The 22,605-nt window shown below is 67.3% G+C and carries 15 protein-coding genes; 4 read left to right on the forward strand and 11 right to left on the reverse strand.

Annotated elements, in window-relative coordinates:
• The 4 genes from EET03_RS01775 to iniR form a co-directional block, all read right to left on the reverse strand.
• On the reverse strand, positions 1 to 1,038 hold a 1,038-nt coding region (locus EET03_RS01775), incomplete at its 3' end, for a PE family protein (RefSeq protein WP_136625631.1).
• 205 nt (positions 1,039 to 1,243) lie between these two features.
• Positions 1,244 to 2,533, reverse strand: a complete 1,290-nt coding sequence (locus EET03_RS01780; RefSeq protein ID WP_075541379.1) for a pyridoxal phosphate-dependent aminotransferase — start codon at positions 2,531 to 2,533, stop codon at positions 1,244 to 1,246.
• A gap of 30 nt (positions 2,534 to 2,563) precedes the next feature.
• Positions 2,564 to 5,521, reverse strand: coding sequence for a (Fe-S)-binding protein (locus EET03_RS01785; RefSeq protein WP_099193912.1), 2,958 nt, complete (start codon positions 5,519 to 5,521; stop codon positions 2,564 to 2,566).
• A gap of 146 nt (positions 5,522 to 5,667) precedes the next feature.
• Positions 5,668 to 8,124 carry an isoniazid response ATPase/transcriptional regulator IniR gene (iniR, locus tag EET03_RS01790; RefSeq protein ID WP_075541380.1) on the reverse strand — a complete coding sequence of 819 codons (2,457 nt, stop codon included), beginning with the start codon at positions 8,122 to 8,124 and terminating at the stop codon, positions 5,668 to 5,670.
• A gap of 226 nt (positions 8,125 to 8,350) precedes the next feature.
• Here iniR and EET03_RS01795 point away from each other — a divergent pair, with 226 nt between their 5' ends.
• The 4 genes from EET03_RS01795 (at position 8,351) to iniC (ending at position 15,203) form a co-directional block, all read left to right on the forward strand.
• Positions 8,351 to 8,890, forward strand: coding sequence for an Rv0340 family IniB-related protein (locus EET03_RS01795; protein ID WP_075541377.1), 540 nt, complete (start codon positions 8,351 to 8,353; stop codon positions 8,888 to 8,890).
• Positions 8,891 to 9,172: 282 nt separating this feature from the next.
• A complete protein-coding gene (locus tag EET03_RS32245; protein ID WP_208648974.1) occupies positions 9,173 to 11,779 on the forward strand; it encodes an IniB N-terminal domain-containing protein in 2,607 nt (868 codons plus the stop codon).
• A gap of 102 nt (positions 11,780 to 11,881) precedes the next feature.
• Positions 11,882 to 13,705, forward strand: coding sequence for an isoniazid-induced dynamin-like GTPase IniA (iniA, locus tag EET03_RS01805; protein WP_075541941.1), 1,824 nt, complete (start codon positions 11,882 to 11,884; stop codon positions 13,703 to 13,705).
• Positions 13,706 to 13,721: 16 nt separating this feature from the next.
• Positions 13,722 to 15,203, forward strand: a complete 1,482-nt coding sequence (iniC, locus tag EET03_RS01810) for an isoniazid-induced dynamin-like GTPase IniC (RefSeq protein WP_063472204.1) — start codon at positions 13,722 to 13,724, stop codon at positions 15,201 to 15,203.
• A gap of 9 nt (positions 15,204 to 15,212) precedes the next feature.
• Here the strand turns inward: iniC and EET03_RS01815 are convergent, their stop codons facing one another.
• The 7 genes from EET03_RS01815 to EET03_RS01845 form a co-directional block, all read right to left on the reverse strand.
• Positions 15,213 to 16,970 carry an Hsp70 family protein gene (locus EET03_RS01815; RefSeq protein WP_122508715.1) on the reverse strand — a complete coding sequence of 586 codons (1,758 nt, stop codon included), beginning with the start codon at positions 16,968 to 16,970 and terminating at the stop codon, positions 15,213 to 15,215.
• Between the two features lie 90 nt (positions 16,971 to 17,060).
• Positions 17,061 to 17,573: an oligopeptide transporter substrate-binding protein gene (locus tag EET03_RS32870; protein ID WP_244232202.1), complete on the reverse strand. Its 513-nt coding sequence runs from the start codon at positions 17,571 to 17,573 to the stop codon at positions 17,061 to 17,063.
• A gap of 70 nt (positions 17,574 to 17,643) precedes the next feature.
• On the reverse strand, positions 17,644 to 18,225 hold the full coding sequence (locus tag EET03_RS01825) for a hypothetical protein (protein ID WP_075541111.1): 582 nt from the start codon (positions 18,223 to 18,225) through the stop codon (positions 17,644 to 17,646).
• Positions 18,226 to 18,261: 36 nt separating this feature from the next.
• The gene (locus EET03_RS01830; protein WP_063469045.1) at positions 18,262 to 18,813 is read right to left on the reverse strand and encodes a hypothetical protein; all 552 of its coding nucleotides are present in this window, start codon (positions 18,811 to 18,813) and stop codon (positions 18,262 to 18,264) included.
• A gap of 58 nt (positions 18,814 to 18,871) precedes the next feature.
• Positions 18,872 to 19,375, reverse strand: coding sequence for a (2Fe-2S)-binding protein (locus EET03_RS01835; protein WP_063469046.1), 504 nt, complete (start codon positions 19,373 to 19,375; stop codon positions 18,872 to 18,874).
• On the reverse strand, positions 19,368 to 20,255 hold the full coding sequence (locus EET03_RS01840) for an FAD binding domain-containing protein (protein ID WP_063469047.1): 888 nt from the start codon (positions 20,253 to 20,255) through the stop codon (positions 19,368 to 19,370). The genes EET03_RS01835 and EET03_RS01840 overlap by 8 nt, the downstream gene beginning before the upstream one ends.
• Entirely contained in the window at positions 20,252 to 22,591 is a 2,340-nt protein-coding gene (locus tag EET03_RS01845) for a xanthine dehydrogenase family protein molybdopterin-binding subunit (protein WP_075541113.1), read from the reverse strand. The genes EET03_RS01840 and EET03_RS01845 overlap by 4 nt, the downstream gene beginning before the upstream one ends.
• Positions 22,592 to 22,605: the final 14 nt, after the last annotated feature.

Here is a 22,605-nt window from a genome sequence, read left to right on the forward strand (position 1 = left end):
GATCAGGCCGCCGCGGCCGCCGTCGCCGCCGGACCCGCCGGACCCGCCTGCGGCGGTCCCCGTCCCGCCTGCGCCGCCGTTGCCGCCGGAGCCGAAGAACCCTGCGTGGCCACCGTTACCGCCGGACCCACCGATGCTTACCAAGGAGCTTCCGCCGGCCCCGCCGGCGCCAGCGGTGCCGCCGAACAACCCGGCGTTGCCGCCGTTGCCCCCGGACCCGCCGGCAGCGGCGCCACCCAGCCCGCCGGCGCCGCCACCGCCGCCGTTGCCGAGGAACCAGCCACCGGCTCCGCCCTGGCCGCCGTTCCCGCCGCCGAACTGCAACCCCGCACTGCCCACACCGCCGACGCCGCCGACGCCGCCGTTGCCGATCAGTCCGGCACTGCCGCCGTTGCCGCCGATTCCGCCGTTGGCGGCCCCGAATCCGCCGGCTCCCCCGGCACCACCGGTGCCGTACAGCAGCCCACCGGTTCCACCGTTGCCGGCGTTCCCGCCGTTGTTGATCGAGCCGGTGCCACCGGCGCCGCCCAGGCCGCCGTTGCCGAACAGTCCGGCGGCCCCGCCGTTGCCGCCCTGTCCGCCGGACACTCCGGATTGGCCGGATCCGCCGTTACCGCCGTCACCGATCAACCAGCCGCCGGCGCCGCCGCTTTGCCCGGTTCCCGGCGCCCCGTTGGCGCCGTTGCCGATCAGCGGGCGCCCGGTCAGCGCCTGGCTGATTCCGTTCACCGGGTCTAGAAGGATACTTTGTGCCGCGTTCGTTGCTTCCGCGGCCGCGTACGAGCCCGCATTGACGTTGAGTGCCTGCACGAACTGGTTATGAAAGGCCGCCGCTTGTGCGCTGAGTGCCTGGTAGGCCTGGCCATGCGCGCTAAATAACGTCGCAATGGCCGCCGACACCTCGTCAGCACCGGCAGCGAGCACCGCGGTAGTCGGAGCCGCTGCGGCCGCGCCGGCCTCACCGAGCACCGACCCGATCCCGGCAACATCCGAGGCCGCTGCCTCCAACGCCTCCGTCGCCACGATGAGAAACGACACGTAACCCTCCCGGTGGTCGTGGCCGATAGCGGCCCCACCGCGGGATCGCGCGGCCACCATCGACTGACTAGCCCCAGCAGCGTATGCCAACCGGCCACGCCGCGGTCGGCTTTCGCAAATTTCGACCACGTTTGCGGTTCTGCCGAGGCGAGCAGGTGCACCGTCTCCAAGTCGATTGCTCTGCCCGGCAAAGAGTTTCGCGTAGCTACTGGCGATAGCTGACCAGGAAGTTACCCAGCCGCTCGATCGCGGCGGCAAGGTCGCGGGACCACGGCAATGTCACCAGGCGCAGGTGATCGGGTGCCGGCCAATTGAATCCGGTGCCCTGGGTGACCAGAATCTTCTCGGACAGCAAAAGGTCCAAGACGAGTTCTTCGTCGTCGGCGATGTCGTAGACCTCGGGGTCCAGCCGGGGAAACGCGTACAGCGCTCCGGCCGGCTTGACGCACGAGACCCCAGGAATCTCGTTGAGCTTGGTCCAGGCGACGTCGCGCTGCTCGAGCAGCCGGCCGCCGGGAAGCACTAGGTCCTCGATGCTCTGGTGTCCGCCGAGAGCGACCTGAATTCCGTGCTGCGCCGGGACATTTGGGCACAACCGCATGTTGGCCAGCAGGCTGATGCCCTCGATGAAGCTGCTGGCGTGGTCTTTGGGCCCGGTGATCGCCAGCCAGCCGGCCCGGTATCCGGCGACCCGGTATGCCTTGGACAGGCCGTTGAAGGTCAGGCACAACATGTCGGGGGCGAGCGAGGCCACGCTGATGTGTTTGACGTCGTCGTAGAGGATCTTGTCGTAGATCTCGTCGGCGAGCAGCAGCAGTTGATGCTTGCGCGCCAAATCGACCATCTGGGTGAGGATTTCGCGGCTGTAGACCGCACCGGTGGGGTTGTTCGGGTTGATCACGACCAAGGCCTTGGTGCGGTCGGTGATCTTGGATTCCAGGTCGGCGATGTCGGGCTGCCAGCTCTGGGTCTCGTCGCAGAGGTAGTGCACGGGCGTGCCGCCGGCCAGCGAAGTGGATGCCGTCCACAGAGGGTAGTCCGGTGACGGGATCAACACCTGATCGCCGTTGTCCAGCAGGGCTTGCAACGTCATGGTGATCAGCTCGGATACCCCGTTGCCCAAATAGACGTCGTCGACGTCGAATCGCGGGAAGCCCTCGACCAGCTCGTAGCGGGTGACCACCGCACGGCGGGCCGACAAAATGCCCTGAGAGTCGGAGTATCCCTGGGCGTAGGGCAGCGCTTGGATCATGTCGCGCATGATCACGTCGGGCGCCTCGAAACCGAACGGCGCCGGGTTACCGATGTTGAGCTTGAGGATGCGGTGACCCTCGGCTTCCAGCCGGGCGGCGTGTTGGTGTACCGGGCCGCGGATTTCGTACAGGACGTCCTGCAGCTTGGACGACTGCGCGAAGGTGCGCTGCCGGTGATGTGCGGAGGCGTGCCAGGGCAGCTGGTGAGTAGTCACGTCAACCATGGTCTCATCGCTGTCCAGCGAAATTTGCTGACAGGTGTCAAATCGTGGTCAGCGCTTCCCCGGTGGACGGGTGCCGGGTGCGATGCCCAGCCCCTTGACGGGTGCCGCCGGGGGAGCCGCGTCAGCATCGGCCGGCGCGGTCGGCCCCGGTTCCGGCTTTGCCTCGGGTTGCTGTTCGGCCGGGGCTGCCGGTGCCGGAGCCGTTGCTGCGGTGGCCTTCTTCGCTCCCGGCCGCTTGGCGCCGGCGGCGATACCCAGACCTTTCACGGGCGCCGCGGGCGGTGTTTCGGCTGCCGGTGTCGTGCTGGGCTCCTCGGCCGGGGCGGTCGCTTCGGCGCCAGGGGCGGGGGCTGCCTTGTTGGCGCCGGGCCGCTTGGCGCCGGCGGCGATGCCGAGCCCCTTGGCCGGGGCGGCCGGTGCCGCTTCCGGCTCCGTGGCGGTTTCTTTTTCGACGCCAGCGGCAGGGGCTGCCTTCTTGGCGCCGGGTCGCTTGGCGCCGGCGGCCAGACCGAGCCCCTTTGTGGGTGCTTTGCCCGCTGCTTCAGCTGGAGCTGCTTTCTTGGCGCCTGGTCGCTTGGCTCCGCCTGCGATGCCCAGCCCCTTGACTGGCGCGGCGGGGGCGGCGGTCGGTGTCCCAGCCGGTGCCTCGGTGGAAGCCTCAGCCGGAGCCTGCGCTGCAGCGGTCGGCGCGGCGGCTTTCGGCTCTGCCTTCTCTGCCGGCTCTGCCTTCTCTGCCTTCTCTGCCTTCTTCGTCGTAGCGGCCCGCCTCTCGGCCTCTTTGGCGGCGGTGCCTTTCTCCGGCAGCTTCACCGCGTCGCGGTCGAGCGACCCGAGCAACACCTGGGCCACGTCGAGCACCTCGACGCCGCTGCGGCCGGCTTCTTCCTGCCGGTCGTTGACCCCGTCGGTCACCATCACCCGGCAGAACGGGCAGCCGGTGGCGATAGTGGCGGCGTTGGTGGCCAGCGCCTCGTCGACGCGTTCGTGGTTGATCCGTTTGCCGATGTGCTCTTCCATCCACATCCGCGCGCCGCCCGCCCCGCAGCAGAAGCTGCGCTCGGCATGGCGCGGCATCTCGGTGAGGTTGGCGCCCGCGAAGCCGATCAACTCACGCGGTGCCTCGTACACCTTGTTGTGCCGGCCCAAATAGCACGGGTCGTGGTAGGTGATGTCTTGAGAAACGGGTGTCACGGGCACCAATTTGTTGTCGCGTACCAGCCGGTTGAGCAGCTGAGTGTGGTGCAACACGGTGTAGTTGCTGCCCAACTGCCGGTATTCCTTACCGATGGTGTTGAAGCAGTGCGGGCAGGTGACAACGATCTTGCGGTCGACGGTCTCCACGCCCTCGAACAGACCGTCCAGGGTCTCGACGGCTTGGGCGGCCAATTGCTGGAACAAGAATTCGTTGCCCGAGCGGCGTGCGGAGTCGCCGTTACAGGTCTCCCCGGCACCCAGTACCAGGAACTTCACCCCGGCGGTGGCCAGCAGTTCGGCGACGGCTTTGGTGGTCTTCTTGGCTTTGTCGTCGTAGGCGCCCGCGCAGCCCACCCAGAATAGGTACTCGAAGCCGTCGAAGCTGTCGACATCCTCGCCGTAAACCGGGACGTCGAAGTCGACCTCGTCGATCCAGTTGGTGCGGTCCGAGGCGTTCTGCCCCCACGGATTCCCTTTGTTCTCAAGGTTTTTGAACAGGACCGACAGTTCGGATGGGAACTCCGACTCCATCATCACCTGGTAGCGGCGCATATCAACGATGTGGTCGACGTGCTCGATGTCCACCGGGCACTGCTCGACGCAGGCGCCGCAGGTCACGCACGACCACAACACGTCGGGATCGATGACGCCGCCCTGTTCCGCGGTGCCGACCAGGGGTCGGTTCGCCTGCTCGGGCCCGGAGCCGGGCACCCGGCCGAATCCGGATTCGGGAACGTGGTGGTGTTCGCCGCGACCGGATTCGACGTAGCCACCCTCGGCCACTTTTTCGCCGGGTTCCTTCTCCCCCAGGAGGTAGGGCGCCTTGGCCATCCAGTGGTCGCGCAGGTCCATGATGACGAGCTTCGGGGAGAGCGGCTTGCCGGTGTTCCACGCCGGGCATTGCGACTGGCAGCGTCCACATTCGGTGCAGGTGGCGAAATCGAGCATGCCCTTCCAGGTGAAGTCTTCGATCTTGCCACGGCCGAATTCGGCGTCGTCGGGCGGGTTTTCGAAGTCGATCGGCTTGCCGTCGGCCTCGATCGGCAGCAGTGGGCCCAGCCCGTCGGGCAGGCGCTTGAACACGACGTTGATGGGGGCCAGGAAGATGTGCAGGTGCTTGGAGTGCAGCACGATGATCAGGAAGGCCAGCATGACGCCGATGTGCAGCAGCAGGGCCACCGTCTCCAAGACCTCGTTACCGGTGTGGCCCAGCGGACGCAGGATCGCGCCGAACAACTGAGATAAGAATGCCCCCTTGCCGTAGGGCAGGGTGCCGTTGTTCACCGCCGACCCGCGCACCAGCACATAGGTCCAGATGACGTTGAAGATCATGAACAGGATCAGCCATGCGCCGCCGGTGTGTGAGCCGTAGAACCGTGAGCCGCGGCCGTACTCCTTGGGCTCGGTCCGCAACCGGATGATCGCGAAGGTGACGATCCCGAGGAACACCGCGGTCGCGAAGAAGTCCTGCAGAAAGCCCAGCGCGTCCCACCGGCCGATGACCGGAATGTGGAAGTCGGGCTGGAATAGCAACCCGTAGGCCTCGATATAGACCGTCAGCAGGATGAAGAAGCCCCACATGGTGAAGAAGTGCGCCAGGCCCGGGATCGACCACTTCAGCAGCCGTCGCTGGCCGAACACCTCGGCGATCTCGGTCCAGATCCGGGTCCCGAGGTTGTCGGTACGGTCGCTGGCCCGTTGCCCGGACATGATCAGCTTGTACAGCCACCAGACCCGCCGCAGCGCGAATGCACCCACTATTGCGGTCATGCCCAGGCCGACTACCAGTCTGATGAGCGTCTGCGTGGTCACCGAAAGTCTCTCCAATGCCTAGTCATTTTGGGTCACTCTGGCGTGCTCTATTGCCTGCTCAACCTGCCCATACTGTCATCTTTGCCGTGTTCGACGCGAGAAAGGCTGTCCTAACTTCGCCGTCGGCGCTGCGTCTCATCTGCGGCTCAGGCCGGTGGGGTCAACATCGCGCGCAGCATCGACAACATTTCCGAGCGGGACTCGGCGCCGAGCCGTCGACGGATGCGTGCGACGTGATGTTCGACAGTCTTGGCCGAAATGAACAACCGGCTGCCGATGTCGCGGTACGGCATCCCCAGCAGCAGCAACTCGGCGACTTCGCATTCCCGATCGGACAGCGGAGTGCCCGCCGGCGGCTGGCGCGGTGCAGCCGACGCGCCTGCAGCCGGCTCCAGGTCGATGACCTCCTCAGAACCCGTGCCCAGCTTGAGGTCGCGGGCCAGTTGCAGCATCGCCCCCGAAACCTTGGCATCCGAGGCTTGCAGGGCGGCCTGCCCGGCCAGCCTGGTCGCGTCCGAGGTCAGACCAACGCGGGACAGCGACCGTGCCGCCACGGTGACCTCGTCGGCGTCGACCTGATCGGCCAGCACTCGTAGCCAGGTCCGGCCGGCACCGGACAGGATCTGCGCGAGGCCGCTGTGGGCCGCCGCCGCAGCGAGGGCCTGCCCGTGCGGTGCGACCGATTCTGGTGAGCCGGCAAGTATTCCGGCGTGCACGCCGGCCCAATGCAGTGAATTGGACCACAACGGCGGGCTGCCCAGCGAATCCAGAAGGGCGAACGCCTCATTCACGGGGTATTCCAGTTGGTCCGCCTGGCGTATTCGGGTGGCGGCCACCCACAATTCGGCAAGCGGCAACAGCGCGAACAAATCGATCGAATATTCGGCGAGCACTTCCATGGCGGTGGACCACTGCTTGTGCAGCACACCGGTATCGCCACTGCGGCGCGCGATCGCAATATGTAGTGCCGCGGCCCACAACGCGTCACGCCGGTGAAGCTGCGTGCCGGCTGCGGCGACATCCGCGGCGGCCGACGGCAGCTGGCCATCTTGCATCTTGATCCACGCGGACAGCAGTAGGTGCCGGCTCCGGAACACTGCGTCGCCACCGGCGCGCACCGCCCGCCCGATCACACTGCGGGCGCGGACCGGGTCGCCGCCGTGTATTGCGGCCAAGGCAACCAGCGCGGCCGGGCTGTCCGGCATGGCTTCGGTCACCGATTGTTGGGCCGCAAGGGACTGGCCCAGTTTTGCCATCGCGACCGGATAGGGCTGATCCATGGTCAGCAGTAGCCCCTCGGCGAGGCCGCGCGAAGCTCGCGCAGCCATCGTCGGCGGGCCAGAGTCCCTGAGACGCAATGCATCACGAGCAGCCGTCAGGTCGCCTGCGGCCGCAAGCACGATCGCCGCGGCTGAACCGACCACCGCGTCAGGGTGTGGGCCCAGCCAGCCGAACAATTCGGCCGCCTGAGTTGTGTTGCCGTCATGGGTGGCGACGCTGGCCGCAATCCGCACCGCCGCGGCGCGCTCGGCGGAGTCGGGTGAGCTGAGAAGATCGTCGGCCAGTGCTGCCGCTGCTGTGCAATCGGCGGTGAGGGCAAGCGCATCGGCCAGCCGGGAGGTCAGTCCGGCGGCACCCGCATTGACCGCCGCCCGGTACAGCCGTGCGCTGCGGGCCGAGTCGGCTTCGGCCACGGCATATCGGCTGAGGATGGCAGCCAGCCGGTCGTCATGCAACCCATGTTCGGCGAGTTGTAACGCGAGATCTCGCGATATCGGCGAAATGTCGAATTGCGTACGTAGCAGTGATGTTTCGATCTGATGGTGGTGCGCGTTGCCGATGATCAGGGCGACGGCGTCATGCACTGCCTGCAGGAAGGCGGGGGAATGCGAGGGTATGACGAGTCCGCTGGCGTACGCACGATCGACTAGCAGGCGGGCGTCTGCTGTCGAAACCCCAAGCGCTGCAGCGATATCGGTGACCTCTAACCATGGACTCAGCGACATGAGCAGCAGCGCGTCCAGTGTGAATTCGTCGAGTCGGCGCAACCGCTTGACGAGCGCGAACTTGCTGGCCTGTGCCGGCGGATGTGACCCGTCGGACACCGCATGGATCAGGAACGGCAGCCCGGCCGTGTAATCACGCAGGTGCTCGGCGACCGGCAGCGGACCCAGCGATATTCGAGGCCGCTCCCGTTCGATGGCCGCCGTCAGGGCACATAGCGGCGGGTCCTGCTGGTGGTCTTCGGTGGCTACCACGACCGTGGCGTGAGGCCCGCAGGCCTGCTCGGTCAGCCGAACGAGTTCGGCGTCGGTCAGTAGGTGGGCGTCGTCGACGACGAACACTGCGTTGGACGGATCACCGTCTCGTGGAGGGCGGGTCAGGACCGTCAACCCGGCGCGGCGCAGCGCCTCGCGAGCCGCGGCCAGCAGGGATGTCTTGCCGGTTCCGATGCCACCACAGACCAGGGCTTTGACGGGGGTCTTGGCGGCATTGGCCAAGTCATCGAGGACACCGCGTGCAGCGGGCGGGACATCGGTGGGGCATGGGATCACGGATGCGTCGCCGTATTGCGCGGGTCCAGCCGGTGGCTCATTTCGCATCCTCGGCTTCTTCACTGGTCACTGGTTTTCACTGGTTTTCACTGGTTTGTCGGCAGCGGTTTCACCTTAGCCCGCCCTTCCCCATAACCCCGGTATTCCCCTAATGCGACACCCCCTAATGGGATCGCGGGGTCCGCGGGTTTCACACCGAACACAGAAGCGCGGTCAACCGATAGCATCGTGCTAACGCGAGACCAGCACGAGAGATGTGCGATGTGGAGGCGAGATGGCAAACTCGTTGCTCGACTTCGTCATCTCGCTGGTACGCGATCCGGAGGCGGCCGCGCGCTATGCGGCCAACCCTGCTGAGGCGATCGCTGATGCGCACCTTACGAATGTGACCAGCACCGACGTCAACAATCTGATCCCAGTGGTGTCGGATTCGCTGTCAATGGCCGGTTCGGCTGGAGCTGCTGCCGGGACGCAAATCGCCGACCATGGCAACGTCTGGGCAAGCGGTGCGGCGGCGGCTGCCCTCGATGCGTTCTCACCGCACACCACGGCGGCGGCGTTCCAACAGCACAGCCCGGCAAGCCATGTGATCAACGAACCGGTCTTGCCGGGGTCCGGCGAAATACCCACCGATCCCCATCCAGCCGGGATCGAACCGCATGAGCCGTCGGTACTGCTCACCGGTGCTGACCTGCCCGATTCGACGTTCGATCACGGCGGCTTCGCGGCGGACGACCCGGCGATCTGGGACCACCCGATTATTCACCCGCACACCGTCGACCCCGATCACCACGGGTTCGGTATCCACGGGTGACATTCAATTAGTTACTGATCTGACTTACCGCGCGGTGAAGGCTTGACCGGCGGCTTTTGACGTCCAGAAATGCGGTTGATAGGGGCTGTTTTCGGTGTCGCGTAGGGGTGTGTCGATTTCCCCTAACCCCCTAATGGGGTGGCCTGGCTGATCCCGATGGGTACCCGACTGACCGGGGGATCTGACCCCGATTTCGGCGGGATGCTGACTCCATACCGTTGATGGCAGAGCGCCGGCCTTCTCGGCGAACAACTCCACAAATTGAATTGAAGGGACATGAACATGACCTCGCTGGTCGACTACATCCTGAGCCTGTTCCGCAGTGAAGATGCGGCAAGGTCGTTCGTCGCCGCTCCCGGGCAGGCCATGACCAACGCCGGTTTGATCAATGTGTCGCCCGCGGAGTTCTCGTCGGCCGCGGCCAGCGCGCTGCCTTTCCTCGATCTTGGTGCCGGTGACCCGATCGGAGGTTTACAGCAGGCGGTGGCCAATCAGCACGGCTTTGCGCTGGCGTCTGACGGGGGCGACCTGTCGTCCGCGATTGTCGCGCAGGATGCCGGAGCCGTCATGAGCGACGCGGGCGCCACCGCTGGCGGTGAGGGCCTGTTCGCGGGTGAGGTCGGCGCCTCCGCAGCGAACGTCATCGCGACCGACGTGGGCGCCGGTTTGGCCGCTGGGCTGACCAGTGGTTTGGGTGCCGGGCTCTGGAGCCAGAGCGGGCTGGGTTGGCAGACGGGTGCGAGCGGATTCGTTCCCGGTGTCGTGTTTGCCGCCCCGACCGGAGGCTTTGGCAGTGAGGTGGGTCTGGGCTTCGGTGCTGGAGTCCAGGGCGCGATCGCTGCCCAGGTTGGTGCTGGGTTAGGCCTTGGGCTTGGCGCGCAGACGGGCTTGGGCGCCCAGGCTGGTCTAGGTTTTTCTGCTGGTTTTGAGACCGGAATGGGTGCTCAAGTTGGAGCCGGCCTAGGTCTGGGTGCTCAGACGGGTCTGGGACTGCAGACCGGTGCGGGCTTTGGTCTTGGAGGCCAGGCCGCCGTTGGTGGTCAGGCTGGTGCCGGACTGGGGTGGGGCCTTGGCGGCGGCATCGGTGGTGATGCCGTCTTCGGTGGTGATGCCGGGTTTGGCCTCGGTGGTCAGGCTGGTGGCGTGATTGGTGCTGGTGTTGGTGGTCAGGCTGGTGGCGTGATTGGTGCTGGTGTTGGTGGTCAGGCTGGTGGCGTGATTGGTGCCGGTGTTGGTGGTCAGGCTGGCGGCGTGATTGGTGCCGGTGTTGGTGGTCAGGCTGGCGGGGTGATTGGTGCTGGTGTTGGTGGTGGCATCAGCGGCGGCCTTGGTGGTCAGGCTGGCGGCGCGATCGGTGCCGACCTTGGTGGTCAGGCGGGTGGCGTGATTGGTGCCGGTCTGGGTGGTCAGGCTGGTGGTGCGACTGGCGGCGGCGTCAGCGGCGGCCTAGGTGGTCAGGCTGGTGGCGCGATTGGTGCCGGTGGCCAAATCGGCGTTGGTGGTCAGGCCAATGCCGGCCTTGTAGGCATGGTCGGTGTCGGCGGCCAAGGTGCCATTGGCGGCCAGGCCGGCGGCGCTGTTGGCGGAGCGGCGGGCATTGGAGGCCAGGCGGCTGTAATTGCCGGTGGCGGTATCGCTGGTCAGGCGGCGGTCGCCAGTCAGGCTGGTATCGCGGGCCAGGCTGGTATCGCTGGTCAGGCGGGTATCGCGAGCCAGGCTGGTATCGGTGGTCAGGCGGCGGTCGCCAGTCAGGCTGGTATCGCGGGCCAGGCGGGTATCGCGAGCCAGGTGGGTATCGCGAGCCAGGCGGGTATCGCGGGCCAGGCGGGTATCGCAAGCCAGGCCGGTATCGCCAGTTCGGCAGGTATCGCAAGCCAGGCCGGTCTCGGCCTGGGCGGACAGGCGGCGTTGAGCGGTGGGGCAGCGGCCTCAGCCGGTGGTGGGCTCGCCGGCGTAACCAACGTCAGCGGCCTGACCGGTATTGGCGGCAACGCATCGCTGGGCGCGAGCGGCCAGGCTGGGTTGATTGCCAGCGAAGGCGCTGCCCTGAACGGCGCGGCTACCCCGCATATTTCAGGTCCGCTGGGTGGCGTCGGCGTGGGCGGTCAAACGGGCGTTACCAGCGGTGCCGGCCTGGGCATTGGAGCGGTCGGCCGCAGCGACATCGTGAGTAGCGAAAGCACCCAGGTCGGCGCGGGCGGCGGCATAGCTGCCGGACTCGGTGGCACGGCGACGGGCGCGGGCGGCGGCACAGCTGCCGGACTCGGTGGCACGGCGACGGGCGCGGGCGGCGGCACAGCTGCGGGGCTCGGCGGCACGGCGACCGGGGCGGGGGGCGCCACTGCTGCCGGGCTCGGCGGCACCGCTGCCAGCGTCGGCGGCGATACCAGCCTCGGTGGTCAAGCCGGGCTAGGCGGAACCACCGCCGGCGGGGCCCATGGTGACATCCTCGGCAACGAAGGCGCCGCACTCGGCGGCGGCGTCAGCGCTGGTAGCACGCCGGCCGAGCATGGCCCGACCGTCCCGACGGTCTACGGCCCCGTCATCCAGGGAGGCGCGGGTGCCGGGGCTGACGGCCACGTGACGCCGCCGCCGGCTGGTGGTCCCGTCGTCCCCAGCCAGGGCACTGTCGGACTCGGTGGCGCGCAACTTCCGGTGATCAGCGCACCGGCGCCGTACGCGCCGACGCCGACGCCTGCGCCGGCGCACACTCCTCCGGTTGAGTACGCGCCCGTGATAACGCCGCAGGAGCATGTGTCGGTCGAGCCGCCGGTCCAGCGCGAGCCGCCGAGTCCCTCGGTGTTCGGCGATGAGCCGCCGGTGCCATACACGCCGCCGATGCACACTGAGCCGCCGTCGCCCGGGCCGATCGGTCCGCACGGGTTCTGATTCGGCGGAACCGGCGCGGCAAAACCGGCGGGGACCTTCGTGGTCCCCGCCGGTTCGTGCGCCTACCGTAATTGCAGGCGATCGAGAAAGTGGGGCAGTGCGGTGACTCAACCCGATGACCCGCGTCGGGTCGGTGTGATCGTCGAGCTGATCGATCACACCATCGCGGTCGCAGAACTCAACGAACGCGGTGATTTGGTGCGACGGTTGAGGCGCGCCCGCGCGCGGATCACCGACCCGCAGATCCGGGTGGTGATCGCCGGTCAGCTCAAACAGGGGAAGAGTCAACTGCTCAATGCGTTGCTCAATCTGCCGGTCGCGCGGGTGGGAGACGACGAGGCCACCGTCGTGATCACCGTCGTCAGCTATAGCGCTCAGCCGTGGGCCCGCATCGTCTTGGCCGCGGGGCCCAATGGCGAGACGACGGCCGTTGACATCCCGGTCGACGACATCACCACCGATCTGCGTCGGGCTCCGCAGGCACACGGCCGCGCCGTACTTCGAGTGGAGATCGGCGCGCCGAGTCCGCTGCTTCAGGGCGGGCTGACGTTCATCGACACCCCCGGCGTGGGCGGCCACGGGCAGCCGCATCTATCGGCAACACTGGGGCTGCTGCCCGACGCCGACGCGCTGCTGATGGTCAGCGATGCCAGCCAGGAATTCACCGAACCGGAGATGTGGTTTCTCCGCAAGGCCCACCAGGTGTGTCCGGTCGGGGCGGTGGTGGCCACCAAAACCGACCTGTACCCGCATTGGCGCGAGATCGTCAACACCAATGCCGCGCACCTGCAGCGCGCACGTGTGCCCATGCCGATCATCCCCGTTTCGTCATTGTTGCGTAGCCATGCCGTCACGCTGAACGACAAGGAACTCAACGAAGAATCCAACTTCCCGGCGATCGTGAAGTTCCTCAGCGAGAAGGTGCTGTCCCGTGAGACCGACCGGGTCCGTGCCGAAGTTCTACGTGAAATGCATTCGGCAGCAGAGCAATTAGCGATATCCGTCGGTTCGGAACTGTCGGTCATCAACGACCCGGCGGTCCGGGACCGGCTGGCTTCCGACTTGGAGCGGCGCAAGCGCGAAGCCCAGGATGCACTGCAGCAGACCGCGTTGTGGCAGCAGGTGCTCAATGACGGTTTCACCGACCTGAGCACCGACGTGGACCACGATTTGCGGGCGCGCTTCCGCGCGGTCACCGAAGATGCTGAGCGACAAATCGATTCGTGTGACCCGACGCTGCATTGGGCCGAGATCGGCGCCGACGTGGAAAATGCGATTGCCACCGCCGTCGGGGACAACTTCGTCTGGGCATATCATCGCGCCGAGGCATTGGCTGACGACGTCGCCCGCTCGTTCGCCGACGCGGGGCTGGATTCGGTGATGTCCCCGGAGCTGAGCAAGCGCGCCATGGGCGCCGATTTCGACCAGCTCAAGGCGCTGGCCCGGCTGGAATCCAAGCCGGCCGGCAAGGCTCAGAAAATGGTCTCCGGATTGCGGGGTTCCTACGGCGGCGTGGTGATGATCGGGATGTTGTCCTCGGTGGCCGGACTCGGTCTGTTCAACCCCGTGTCGGTGGGGGCCGGGCTGATACTCGGCCGCATGGCCTACAAGGAGGACAAGGAGAACCGGCTGCTGCGGGCCCGCGCCGAGGCCAAGACCAATGTGCGCCGCTTCGTCGACGACGTCTCATTCGTGGTCGGCAAGGAGTCGCGTGACCGGCTAAAGATGATCCAGCGCACGTTACGCGACCACTACCGCGAGATCGCCAACGAGCTCACCCGATCGTTGAACGAATCGCTGCAAGCCACCGTCACCGCGGCGCATCTGGAAGAAGCCCAGCGCGACAACAGGATTCGCGAACTCGAACGACAGCTCGACATCCTGAACCAGGTGACCGACAACCTGCGCAAGTTGAAGCCATGCTGACGCCGCTGGGACGAGAGTGAGCACAACCGATCGGGTCCGCGCGATTCTGGGCGGAACCATCGAGGCCTACCGGGGTGAGCCGGCCTACCGGCAGCGGGCAGACGTCTTCTACGAGCTCGAGCGCATCAGGGCGCGGCTGGGCGAACCGATCCGGATCGCCCTGGCCGGCACGCTCAAGGCGGGCAAATCCACTCTGGTCAACGCACTTGTCGGCGACGACATCGCCCCGACCGATGCCACCGAGGCAACCCGGATCGTGACCTGGTTCCGGCACGGTCCGGCTCCGAGGGTGACCGCCAACCACCGCGGCGGACGGCGCACGAATGTGCCGATCACGCATCGGGGTGGTCTGAGTTTCGACTTGAGCCGGCTCAATCCAGCCGACATCGTCGACCTGGACGTCGAGTGGCCCGCAGAAGAACTGGCCGGCGCCACCATCATCGACACCCCCGGAACGTCGTCGCTGGCGCGTGATACCTCCGAGCGCACCGTACGGCTCCTGGTACCCGCCGACGGGGTGCCGCGGGTGGATGCGGTGGTGTTCCTGTTACGCACTCTCAACGCCGCAGACATCGCCTTGCTCAAGCAGATTGGCGGGCTCGTCGGGGGCTCGGCGGGAGCGCTGGGCATCATCGGTGTGGCGTCGCGGGCCGACGAAATAGGTGCGGGGCGCATCGATGCCATGGTCTCGGCCAAGGATGTGGCCACGCGGTTCACCGATGAGCTGAGTCGGACGGGCGTCTGTCAGGCGGTGGTGCCGGTATCCGGGCTGCTTGCGCTGACCGCGCGCACGTTGCGCCAGGCCGAGTTTTCCGCCTTGAAGAAGCTGGCCGGAGCCGACAGCGCCGAACTCAACAAAGCGCTGCTGAGCGTGGATCGTTTCGTCCGGCCGGACAGTCCGTTACCGGTGGATGCGGGCACCCGCGCGCAGTTGCTCGAGCGGTTCGGCATGTTCGGTATCCGCATTTCGATTGCCCTGCTGGCGGCCGGTATCACCGATTCTTCAGGACTGGCGGCCGAATTGCTGGAACGCAGCGGACTGGTAGAGCTCCGCAAGGTGATCGATCAGCAGTTCGCGCAACGCGCCGACATGCTCAAGGCGCATACCGCGCTGGTGTCGTTGCGCCGGTTCGTGCAGCTGCACCCGGTCATGGCGACGCCGTACGTGATCGCCGACATCGACCCGCTGTTGGCCGACACCCACGCCTTCGAGGAACTCCGGGTGCTGAGCCTATTACCTTCGCGGACAACGACATTGAACGAGGATGAACTCTCGTCGCTGCGCCGCATCATCGGTGGCTCGGGGACCAGTCCCGCAGCCCGGCTGGGCCTGAGTCCGGAGAACTACCATGACGGTCCACGTGCCGCGTTGGCCGCGGTGCAGCGCTGGCGTCGCCGAGCCGAACATCCGCTCAACGATCCATTCACCACCAGGGTCTGTCGCGCGGCGGTGCGCAGTGCGGAAGCGATGGTGGCCGGATTCGCCGCACGGCGCTGACCCGTTAGGTTAGGCCCCCGGTGCCGCTGTGGTCGGCGTGACGGGCGCGGCTGTCGTTGGCGGTGGCTGTTGAGTGGTCGTCGGCGGCGCGGTAGTGGTCGGCGGCGCGGTGGTGGTCGTCGGCTTGGTGGTGGTCGGCTGGGTTGTTGTGGTGGTCGGTGGAGCAGTCGTGGTGGTGGTGGTAGTGGTAGTAGGCGGCGACGTCGTGGTCGTGGTGGTGGTCGGCGGCGCGGTTGTCGTGGTGGCCGGCGGTGGCGGTGGCGTTGTGGTGCTTGGTGTTATCACCGTCACCGTGGGGCTGTTGTTCGGCCCGACCACCGTCACCGTCTGCGGTGTCGGCGGGGGCACCGGCGATGTGGTGTTGACCGGCTTGCTTTTGCTCGGGCCCAGTGTCAGCCCCAACACCACCGCGACCAATATCGCCAACCCTGCTGCGGCCAGGCTGAAGACCACGGCAGCGCGCTTGTACCACGGCAGAGGTTCGGCTTCGGTAGCCGGCGGCTGGTCACGCTGCTGGTCGAAAGCCGTTGCGGCGCGACCGTATTCACCAGTGGCATCGCGGCCGGTGTAGGGGACCGGTTCGTTGCCGGTGTTGGCGTCTTCGGACCAGGCCAGCGGGACGTTGGCCGGTTCGGTGGCGGGCGGGTTGACCCACGCCGTCGGCGCTGCCTCGGTGGGCACGACCGCGCCGACGATATGAGTAGCTGCGTCGACGGCGGGTCCGGCACCGGTCGGGGCACCCGCTGACGACAGTGCCTGGCCAAGTAGGCCCGCGCCGATCGCGGCGCTGGACGCCGGTTGCGGTGTGGTGAAGACGGGCACCTGCAAGCGTTCCGACAGGCGGGCGGTGACCAGCGGGATCGCGGCGCCGCCGCCGGCGGTAGCCACGGCGGCCAGGGTGGCCCGAAACCCGTTGCGCTGCAATATCTCTTCGACAAAGCCGACGAAACGGTCCAGCGGGTCGGCGATCAGTTGCTCAAACTCGTTGCGCGACAGCCGAACCGCCTCACCGGCGCCGGTGGCAATGGTGGCGGTCGTCGTCGCCGACAGTTGCTCCTTGGCGGAGCGGCATCCGCCGAGCAGACGCGTCACCGACCCCATTCGGGTGGCGGTGCCCGACACTTCGGTGCTGTCGACATCGGGGGCCACTCTGAGCAGGTGGCCCAGGACGAGCTGGTCGATTTCGTCGCCGGAGAACTCGCGGTACCGAAACGTCGGGCCCAGCTGGCGGAGATTGGAACCGGCGTCGGCCAAGGTTACGCTCGTGCCCCCGGCGCCGAAGTCGCACAGCGCGACGACGCCACTCGTCGGGCATCCGGGCCTGGCGTGCAGCGCCGCCAGCGAGGCCGTGGCATCGGAGATCACCGTCGCCGGCACGCCGTCGGGCGCCAAAGCGGGCTGGCTGAGCAGCGCTGCGCGCAGCGCGGCGAACTGGCCTTCGGACCAGTAGGCCGGAGCCGCGATAGTGATCGGGGCGCCGTAGCCGACGGTTCGTGCCATGGCGTTGAGTGCTTCCACCGTGAGGGCCTCGCCCTGATGCCTGGTCCCGTCGGCCGCCACCAGCGGAGCCGGGTCGCCGACCCGCTCGACGAAACCGCGCAGCACCAGTCCCGGCTCGGCCAAGTCCGGGTTCTCTTCTGGCAGGCCCACTTCGGCTGCCCGATGCTCGAACAGCCGTAACACCGATGCCCGTCGCACCGGGGTGCCATCCGTCCGGGCCGCGACCAGGTTGGCCACCCCGATGGACAACCCGAGCGAAACGCTCATCTCGCACCCCCTGTGGTCCATTGCGTTGCCGGCGATCGGTGGCCGACGGCCGTTCCCCACGATAGCCGCCGTCGAAGCGCCGGGATCGGCTCAGCGGCCTGGCGGCACGTTGATCACGGTCGGTATCGGCAGCGCGATCTGCGGCGGCAGAGTTGGCAACGCCCCGGGCGACGGGTTGGCCCCCGTCGTCTCCGTCGTCGTTGTCGTCGGTGCCGTGGTGGTGGTCGTAGTCGTCGTCGGCGACGTGGTGGTGGTCGTGGTGGTGGTGGTCGTCGTCGTCGTGGTCCGGGTGGTCGTGGTCGGCGCCGTGGTGGTGGTGGTGGTGGTCGTCGTCGGCGGCGTAGTCGTGGTGGTGACGGTGGTGGTGACCGACGCGGGGGTGGGGCGTCCGTGCGCGAGCTGGATGATGCCGTACACGATCAGCGCGATGAGGGCCGCGATCAGTACGCCCCAGCCGACCAATGCCAGCGGTTTGCGCCATCCCGGGGTGCTGGGCGCAGGTTGGGGCTGTTGCCCGTATCCGCCCGGGCCGTCGCCGTATCCGTAGTTGCCATAGACCGTCGGGTCGTCGGCGCCGTAATCGGGCGGGTCGTACCTTGCCACGGCCGCAGATGCTAGCCCGCGACGGCCTCGGGCATACGGCAGCCACGCGGACCGTTACCGATCAGCAGCCTTACGGCAGGTTCGGCGGCAGGGTGATCGGCGACGGCATTCCCGGGATGGTGATCACCGAGGGTAACGGTGGCAGATGCGGGAAGTGCCGCGTCGGGGCGTGGGTCGGCTGCTGAGCCGGCGGCTGGCCTTGCGGCGTGGTGGCCGGCGGAACCTCCGCTGTCGTCGTCGGCGATGGAGTCGTTGTGGTCGTGGTCGACTCCACTGTCGTGGTGGTGGTCGTGGGTGCCGTCGTCGTGGTCGGGGTCGGGTTGGTGCCCTGCTGATCACCCATCAGCTGGGTAATGCCGTAGATGATCAGCGCGATCAGGATCAGGCATAGCAGCGCCCAGCCGATCAGCGTCGCCGGCTTGCGGTACCACGGTTGGGGTTCTTCGTCGAGGTTGGATTGCTCGGGGGGGTCGAATTGGTCGGGCGGCGGGAATTGATCAGACGGCGGTCCGGGCTGGGCCTGCGGGGGCGGGGCTTGCTGGTACGGCTGGTTTGGCGGAGGCCGGCCGGCCGGTGGGTATCCCCGTGCTCCGAAGCCGCCATACTGGGTCGGCTGGTTGTGGAAGTCTTCGGGTGGTCCGTAGCGTGCCACAAAACCGATGGTACTTACGCCGGGGTGCTTCCCGGCTCAGAAGGTGCTGACCCGGTCGATGCTGACGAACATGCCATGCCCGGTGCCGTTGTTCTGGAAGCGGGTGCCCTCGGTGGTGGAGGTGATGGTCCAGCCCTGCGCGTCGTAGGTCTTGTAGTCGATGGTGACGGTCGGGATGGCGCCGAGATTGCCGAGGACCCACTGCACGGTGCCGGCGGCGGTGATGTGCACGCCGTTGGCGTGCTCGCCGTCTTTGATCGGGGAATTGGTGAACGGCGCCTCGCAGCCGACGCTGTCTTTGTTGATCTGGCAGCGGGTCTGGCCGGATTTGGTCTCGATGAAGACGTAACCGTTCTGGTCGGGCGGCAACGGAATGGCACCGGCCGGCGTAGTCGGGCTCGCCGGCGTTGTCGGCGGCAGCGGCGCCGTGCCGCTCGGTGGCGAGGTACTGGGCCGCGACGTCGGGAACGACGGCTCGATTGGCCCAGCGCCCGGTCCGGCGATCGGCCTGCCGTCAATAGTGGAATCGCATCCGGCGCCGAGCGCACCCGCCGCCAGCAGGGCCGCCCCGATCTGCAATAACCGCACGCGCTACTCCCGAGATTCTCAAAGACCAAAGCTCAGATTACGCAGCAGGTGACGCAAGTTACCGCAGTGACGCGCCTTCGGCTTCGGTGTGGCCCACTACTTCTGCGGCCCGGCGCGCGGCCGCGACGATGCCCTGGTAGCCGGTGCATCGGCAGAAGTTTCCGGACAGGGCTTGGCGTATCTGGTCGTCGGAGGGCTGGGGATTGTCGTTCAGCAGTGCGGTAATCGACATGACGAAACCCGGCGTGCAAAAGCCGCATTGCAGTCCATGGCACTCCCGCAGCGCCGCCTGCACCGGCGAAAGCTCGCCGACGGGGGAGGCGACGCCCTCCACCGTCGTCACCTCCATGCCGTCGGCCTGAACCGCGAACAGCAGGCACGAGCGGACGGCAGCGCCGTCCAGCAACACCGTGCACGCGCCACACGCACCGTGTTCACACCCGAGATGAGTGCCCGTGAGCCCGCACTTGTCACGCAGGAAGTCCGCCAACGTCATCCGCGGTTCAACGCTGGCGGCGACGGAATTTCCGTTGACCGAGAACTGGACTGAACGCTCATGCATAACTGGCTCCGACGCTTGCTTGCTGGGCTGCTTGGGTCCAGGCGCGCGCCGTCATGGCGGCACCCACCCGGCTGCGGTACGACGCCGACCCTTGCAGGTCCGACGGAATGTCGTCGAGTTCCGACATGGCCGCCCGGCCGATCTCCTCGGGTATCACCTCGCGCACCGGCCAGCCGGTGACCGCGGTTTCGGACGCCGTCGCACGCTTGGGCGTGGCGCCCAGTCCCAACAACCCGATCGCGCAGCGCGACACCCGGTCATGGTCGTCGAGCCGGACCCCGACGACTGCCCCGGCGATCGCGAAATCGCCATGCCGGCGCGCAAATTCGCGTACCGCAAAGCCGGATCGGCCATTCCACACCGGAAACCGGACGCCGGTGAGCACCTCGTCGGGCTCCATCGTGGTTTCCCACAGGCCGGCAAAGAAGTCCGCGGCAGCGATCTCGCGTCGCCCTCGCGGCGAAAGCACCTCCATCACCGCGTCCAGGGCCAGCGCCACCGCCGGGTATTCACCGGCGGCATCGGCATGTGCGATCGATCCGCCCAGGGTGCCGCGGTTGCGGATCTGGAAGTGCCCGACGAACGGCGTCGCCAAGTTCAGCAACGGAACAGCTTGGCGCACTTGCGCATCGGCGCCAACTACGGCCTCGGTGGTTCCCGCTCCGATCCACAGGTGGTCGCCGCGGGCCTCGATACCGTGCAGCTCGGGCAGCCGGGATATGTCGATCAGATGGTCGAAGTAGGCCAGCCGCATCGACAACATCGGCACCAGACTTTGGCCTCCGGCAAGGATTTTCGCGTCTTCGCCGAGTTCGGCCAGCTGGCCCACGGCCGCTTCGACGGTGTCGGGGCGGTGGTAGTCGAATGCTGCGGGCTTCACCGCGACGCCTCTTCCAGTAGCGAGACGATCGACGCCGGACTGGCCGGCAGCCGGGTAATGGCCACGCCCAGCGGCGCCAGGGCATCGTTGATCGCGTTGATCACTGCCGGCACCGATCCGATTGCCCCGCCTTCGCCGACGCCCTTGTATCCGCCCGGACCCGGGCCCGGGATTTCGACGTGGCCGTATTCGATCAGCGGCACCTCGGTGGCGGTCGGCAGCAGATAGTCGACGAATGTCGTGGCCAGCGGGTTGCCGTCGTCGTCGTAGACGAGGTTTTCCAGCAGCGCGCCGCCGATGCCCTGTACCGTTCCGCCGGCGATCTGTCCTTCCACGATCGCCGGATTGATCATCGGCCCGACGTCTTCGCTGACGATGTAGCGCAGCAGCGTGACTTTGCCGGTCGCGGTGTCGACTTCGCAGGTGCAGGCATGGGTCGCGTTGGCCCAGTGAATCGGGTTGGGCGAATTGAACCGAGCGGTCGCCTCCAAAATGGGCGACATTCCTGGCGGCAACTGCTGCGGTGAGTAGTGGGCCAGGTAGGCCAGCTCGCCGAAGGACACCTGGGTTGCCGGGTCGCCGCGTACGGCGGCGCGCGAATGAGCCAGTTCCACTTCGGATTCGGCCACCTTCAGGCGATGTGCGGCCAGCTTGACGATCTTTTCGCGCAGCATGGTCCCCGCCTCGGTGACGGCCCCGGCGGTCATCGGCCCGCTACGGCTGCCCTGGGTCCCGGCCCCGTACGGCGTGGTCGCGGTGTCGCCCTGGATGGTGCCCACGTCGTCGAAATCCGCCCCCAGCACGTCGGCGGTCAGCTGAATGACCGTGGTTTCCAAACTGTTTCCGCTCGAACCGCCGTTGACGTAGACGGTGATCTTGCCCGTCGGCTCCATCCGGATGTTGGCGCCTTCGGTGGCCAGGTGGCCGGTCGCCGCGCCGGTCGGCTCGATGTAGGCCGAGAAGCCGAGGCCCAGGTAGCGCCCGTGCGTCAAGGCCTCGGCCTGTTCTTTGCGGAAACCCTCGTGGTCAACGATTTTCACGGCCTGTTCGAACGTCTCGATCGGAGCGACGTGGTCGTAGGGCATGCCGTTGGGGTTGAAATACGGCATCTCGTCACGGCGCAGCAGATTGCGCCGGCGCAGTTCGACGGGATCGATGTTCATCTTGCGCGCGGCGATGTCGAGAAGCATTTCGCGCGCGAGGCTTTCGAACTGCCATGGACCGCGGTAGGCCGCCAACCCGGCGGTATTGGAGAAGACCGTCTGGTAGTTGAAGCTGGCCCTGGGCACCCGGTACGGCCCCGGAAAGAACATGCCGATGGCGGCCGTGGTCAACACCGGGTAAGGCGTCGGATAAGCCCCGATGTCCTGGACGAAGTCAATGTCCGCGGCCGCGATGTTGCCCTCGTCGTCGAACGCCATGCGCGCGGTGCCGTCGACGTGACGCGCCTGCCCGGCCGACATCAGGTTCTCGCGCCTGTCCTCGATCCACTTCAGCGCCGCGGGCACCTTCCGGGCGGCCAGCATGATGCACATGTCTTCGCGCATCGGGACGACCTTCTGGCCGAAGCCGCCGCCGGTGTCCCGCGCGATCACCCGAACCCGTTGTGCCGCAATGCCTAACAGGCGGGCACAGAACGCGCGCAGTTCGTGCGGAGTCTGGGTCGACGCCCAGACTGTCAGTTCTGCGGAAGCCGCTGCCCACTCGACCACCAGGCCGCGAGTCTCGATCGGCACGGGCAGGTAGATCTGCTGGTATAGGTGCTCTTCCACGACGTAAGGCGAAGTGGCGAAAATGCTTTCATCCGGCGGCGCCCCGCCCATCCCGCCGGCCACGTTGTTCGGGTAGCTGTCGTGCACCAGCACATCGGCGGCCTGCGCCCGCCTGAAGTCGACGACTGCCGGCAATGGCTCGTAGTCGACGTCGACCAGTTCGAGTGCGTCCTCTGCCAGGTAGCGGTTCTCGGCGACGACCAAGGCAACCGGGTCGCCGACGAACTTCGCTGCGCCTTCGGCCAGCGGTGGCCGCGGCGTGTCCGGGACGTCCTTACCCGCGACGGCGTGCCAGGCCTCCCGGACATCCGGATTGAGGTCGGCGGCGGTGAACACCGCGTGGACGCCGGGCAGTGCCAGCGCCGCCGAGGCGTCGATGCTGTTGATTCGGGCCCGCGCGAACGGGCTGCGCACGAAGCAGGCGTGCAGCATGCCGGGCCGCGAGATGTCGTCGACGAAGCTGCCGTGCCCGGTCAGCAGCCGGCTGTCTTCGACGCGCTGCACGCGGGTGCCGGCGTAGCGGGGCGCCGGGCTAGCGCTGGTCGGTTGCAGGTCCTGAGTCATGGCGCTCCATCTGG

It is taken from the genome of Mycobacterium innocens (assembly GCF_900566055.1).
Taxonomy (GTDB): Bacteria; Actinomycetota; Actinomycetes; order Mycobacteriales; family Mycobacteriaceae; genus Mycobacterium; species Mycobacterium innocens.

Excerpts from the sequence above, each read along its gene's own strand:
- iniR (WP_075541380.1), bottom strand. The coding sequence starts at position 8,124 with ATGCGAAATGAGCCACCGGCTGGACCCGCGCAATACGGCGACGCATCC.
- EET03_RS01795 (WP_075541377.1), top strand. The coding sequence starts at position 8,351 with ATGGCAAACTCGTTGCTCGACTTCGTCATCTCGCTGGTACGCGATCCG.
- EET03_RS32245 (WP_208648974.1), top strand. The coding sequence starts at position 9,173 with ATGACCTCGCTGGTCGACTACATCCTGAGCCTGTTCCGCAGTGAAGAT.
- EET03_RS01815 (WP_122508715.1), bottom strand. The coding sequence starts at position 16,970 with ATGAGCGTTTCGCTCGGGTTGTCCATCGGGGTGGCCAACCTGGTCGCG.
- EET03_RS01835 (WP_063469046.1), bottom strand. The coding sequence starts at position 19,375 with ATGCATGAGCGTTCAGTCCAGTTCTCGGTCAACGGAAATTCCGTCGCC.
- EET03_RS01845 (WP_075541113.1), bottom strand. The coding sequence starts at position 22,591 with ATGACTCAGGACCTGCAACCGACCAGCGCTAGCCCGGCGCCCCGCTAC.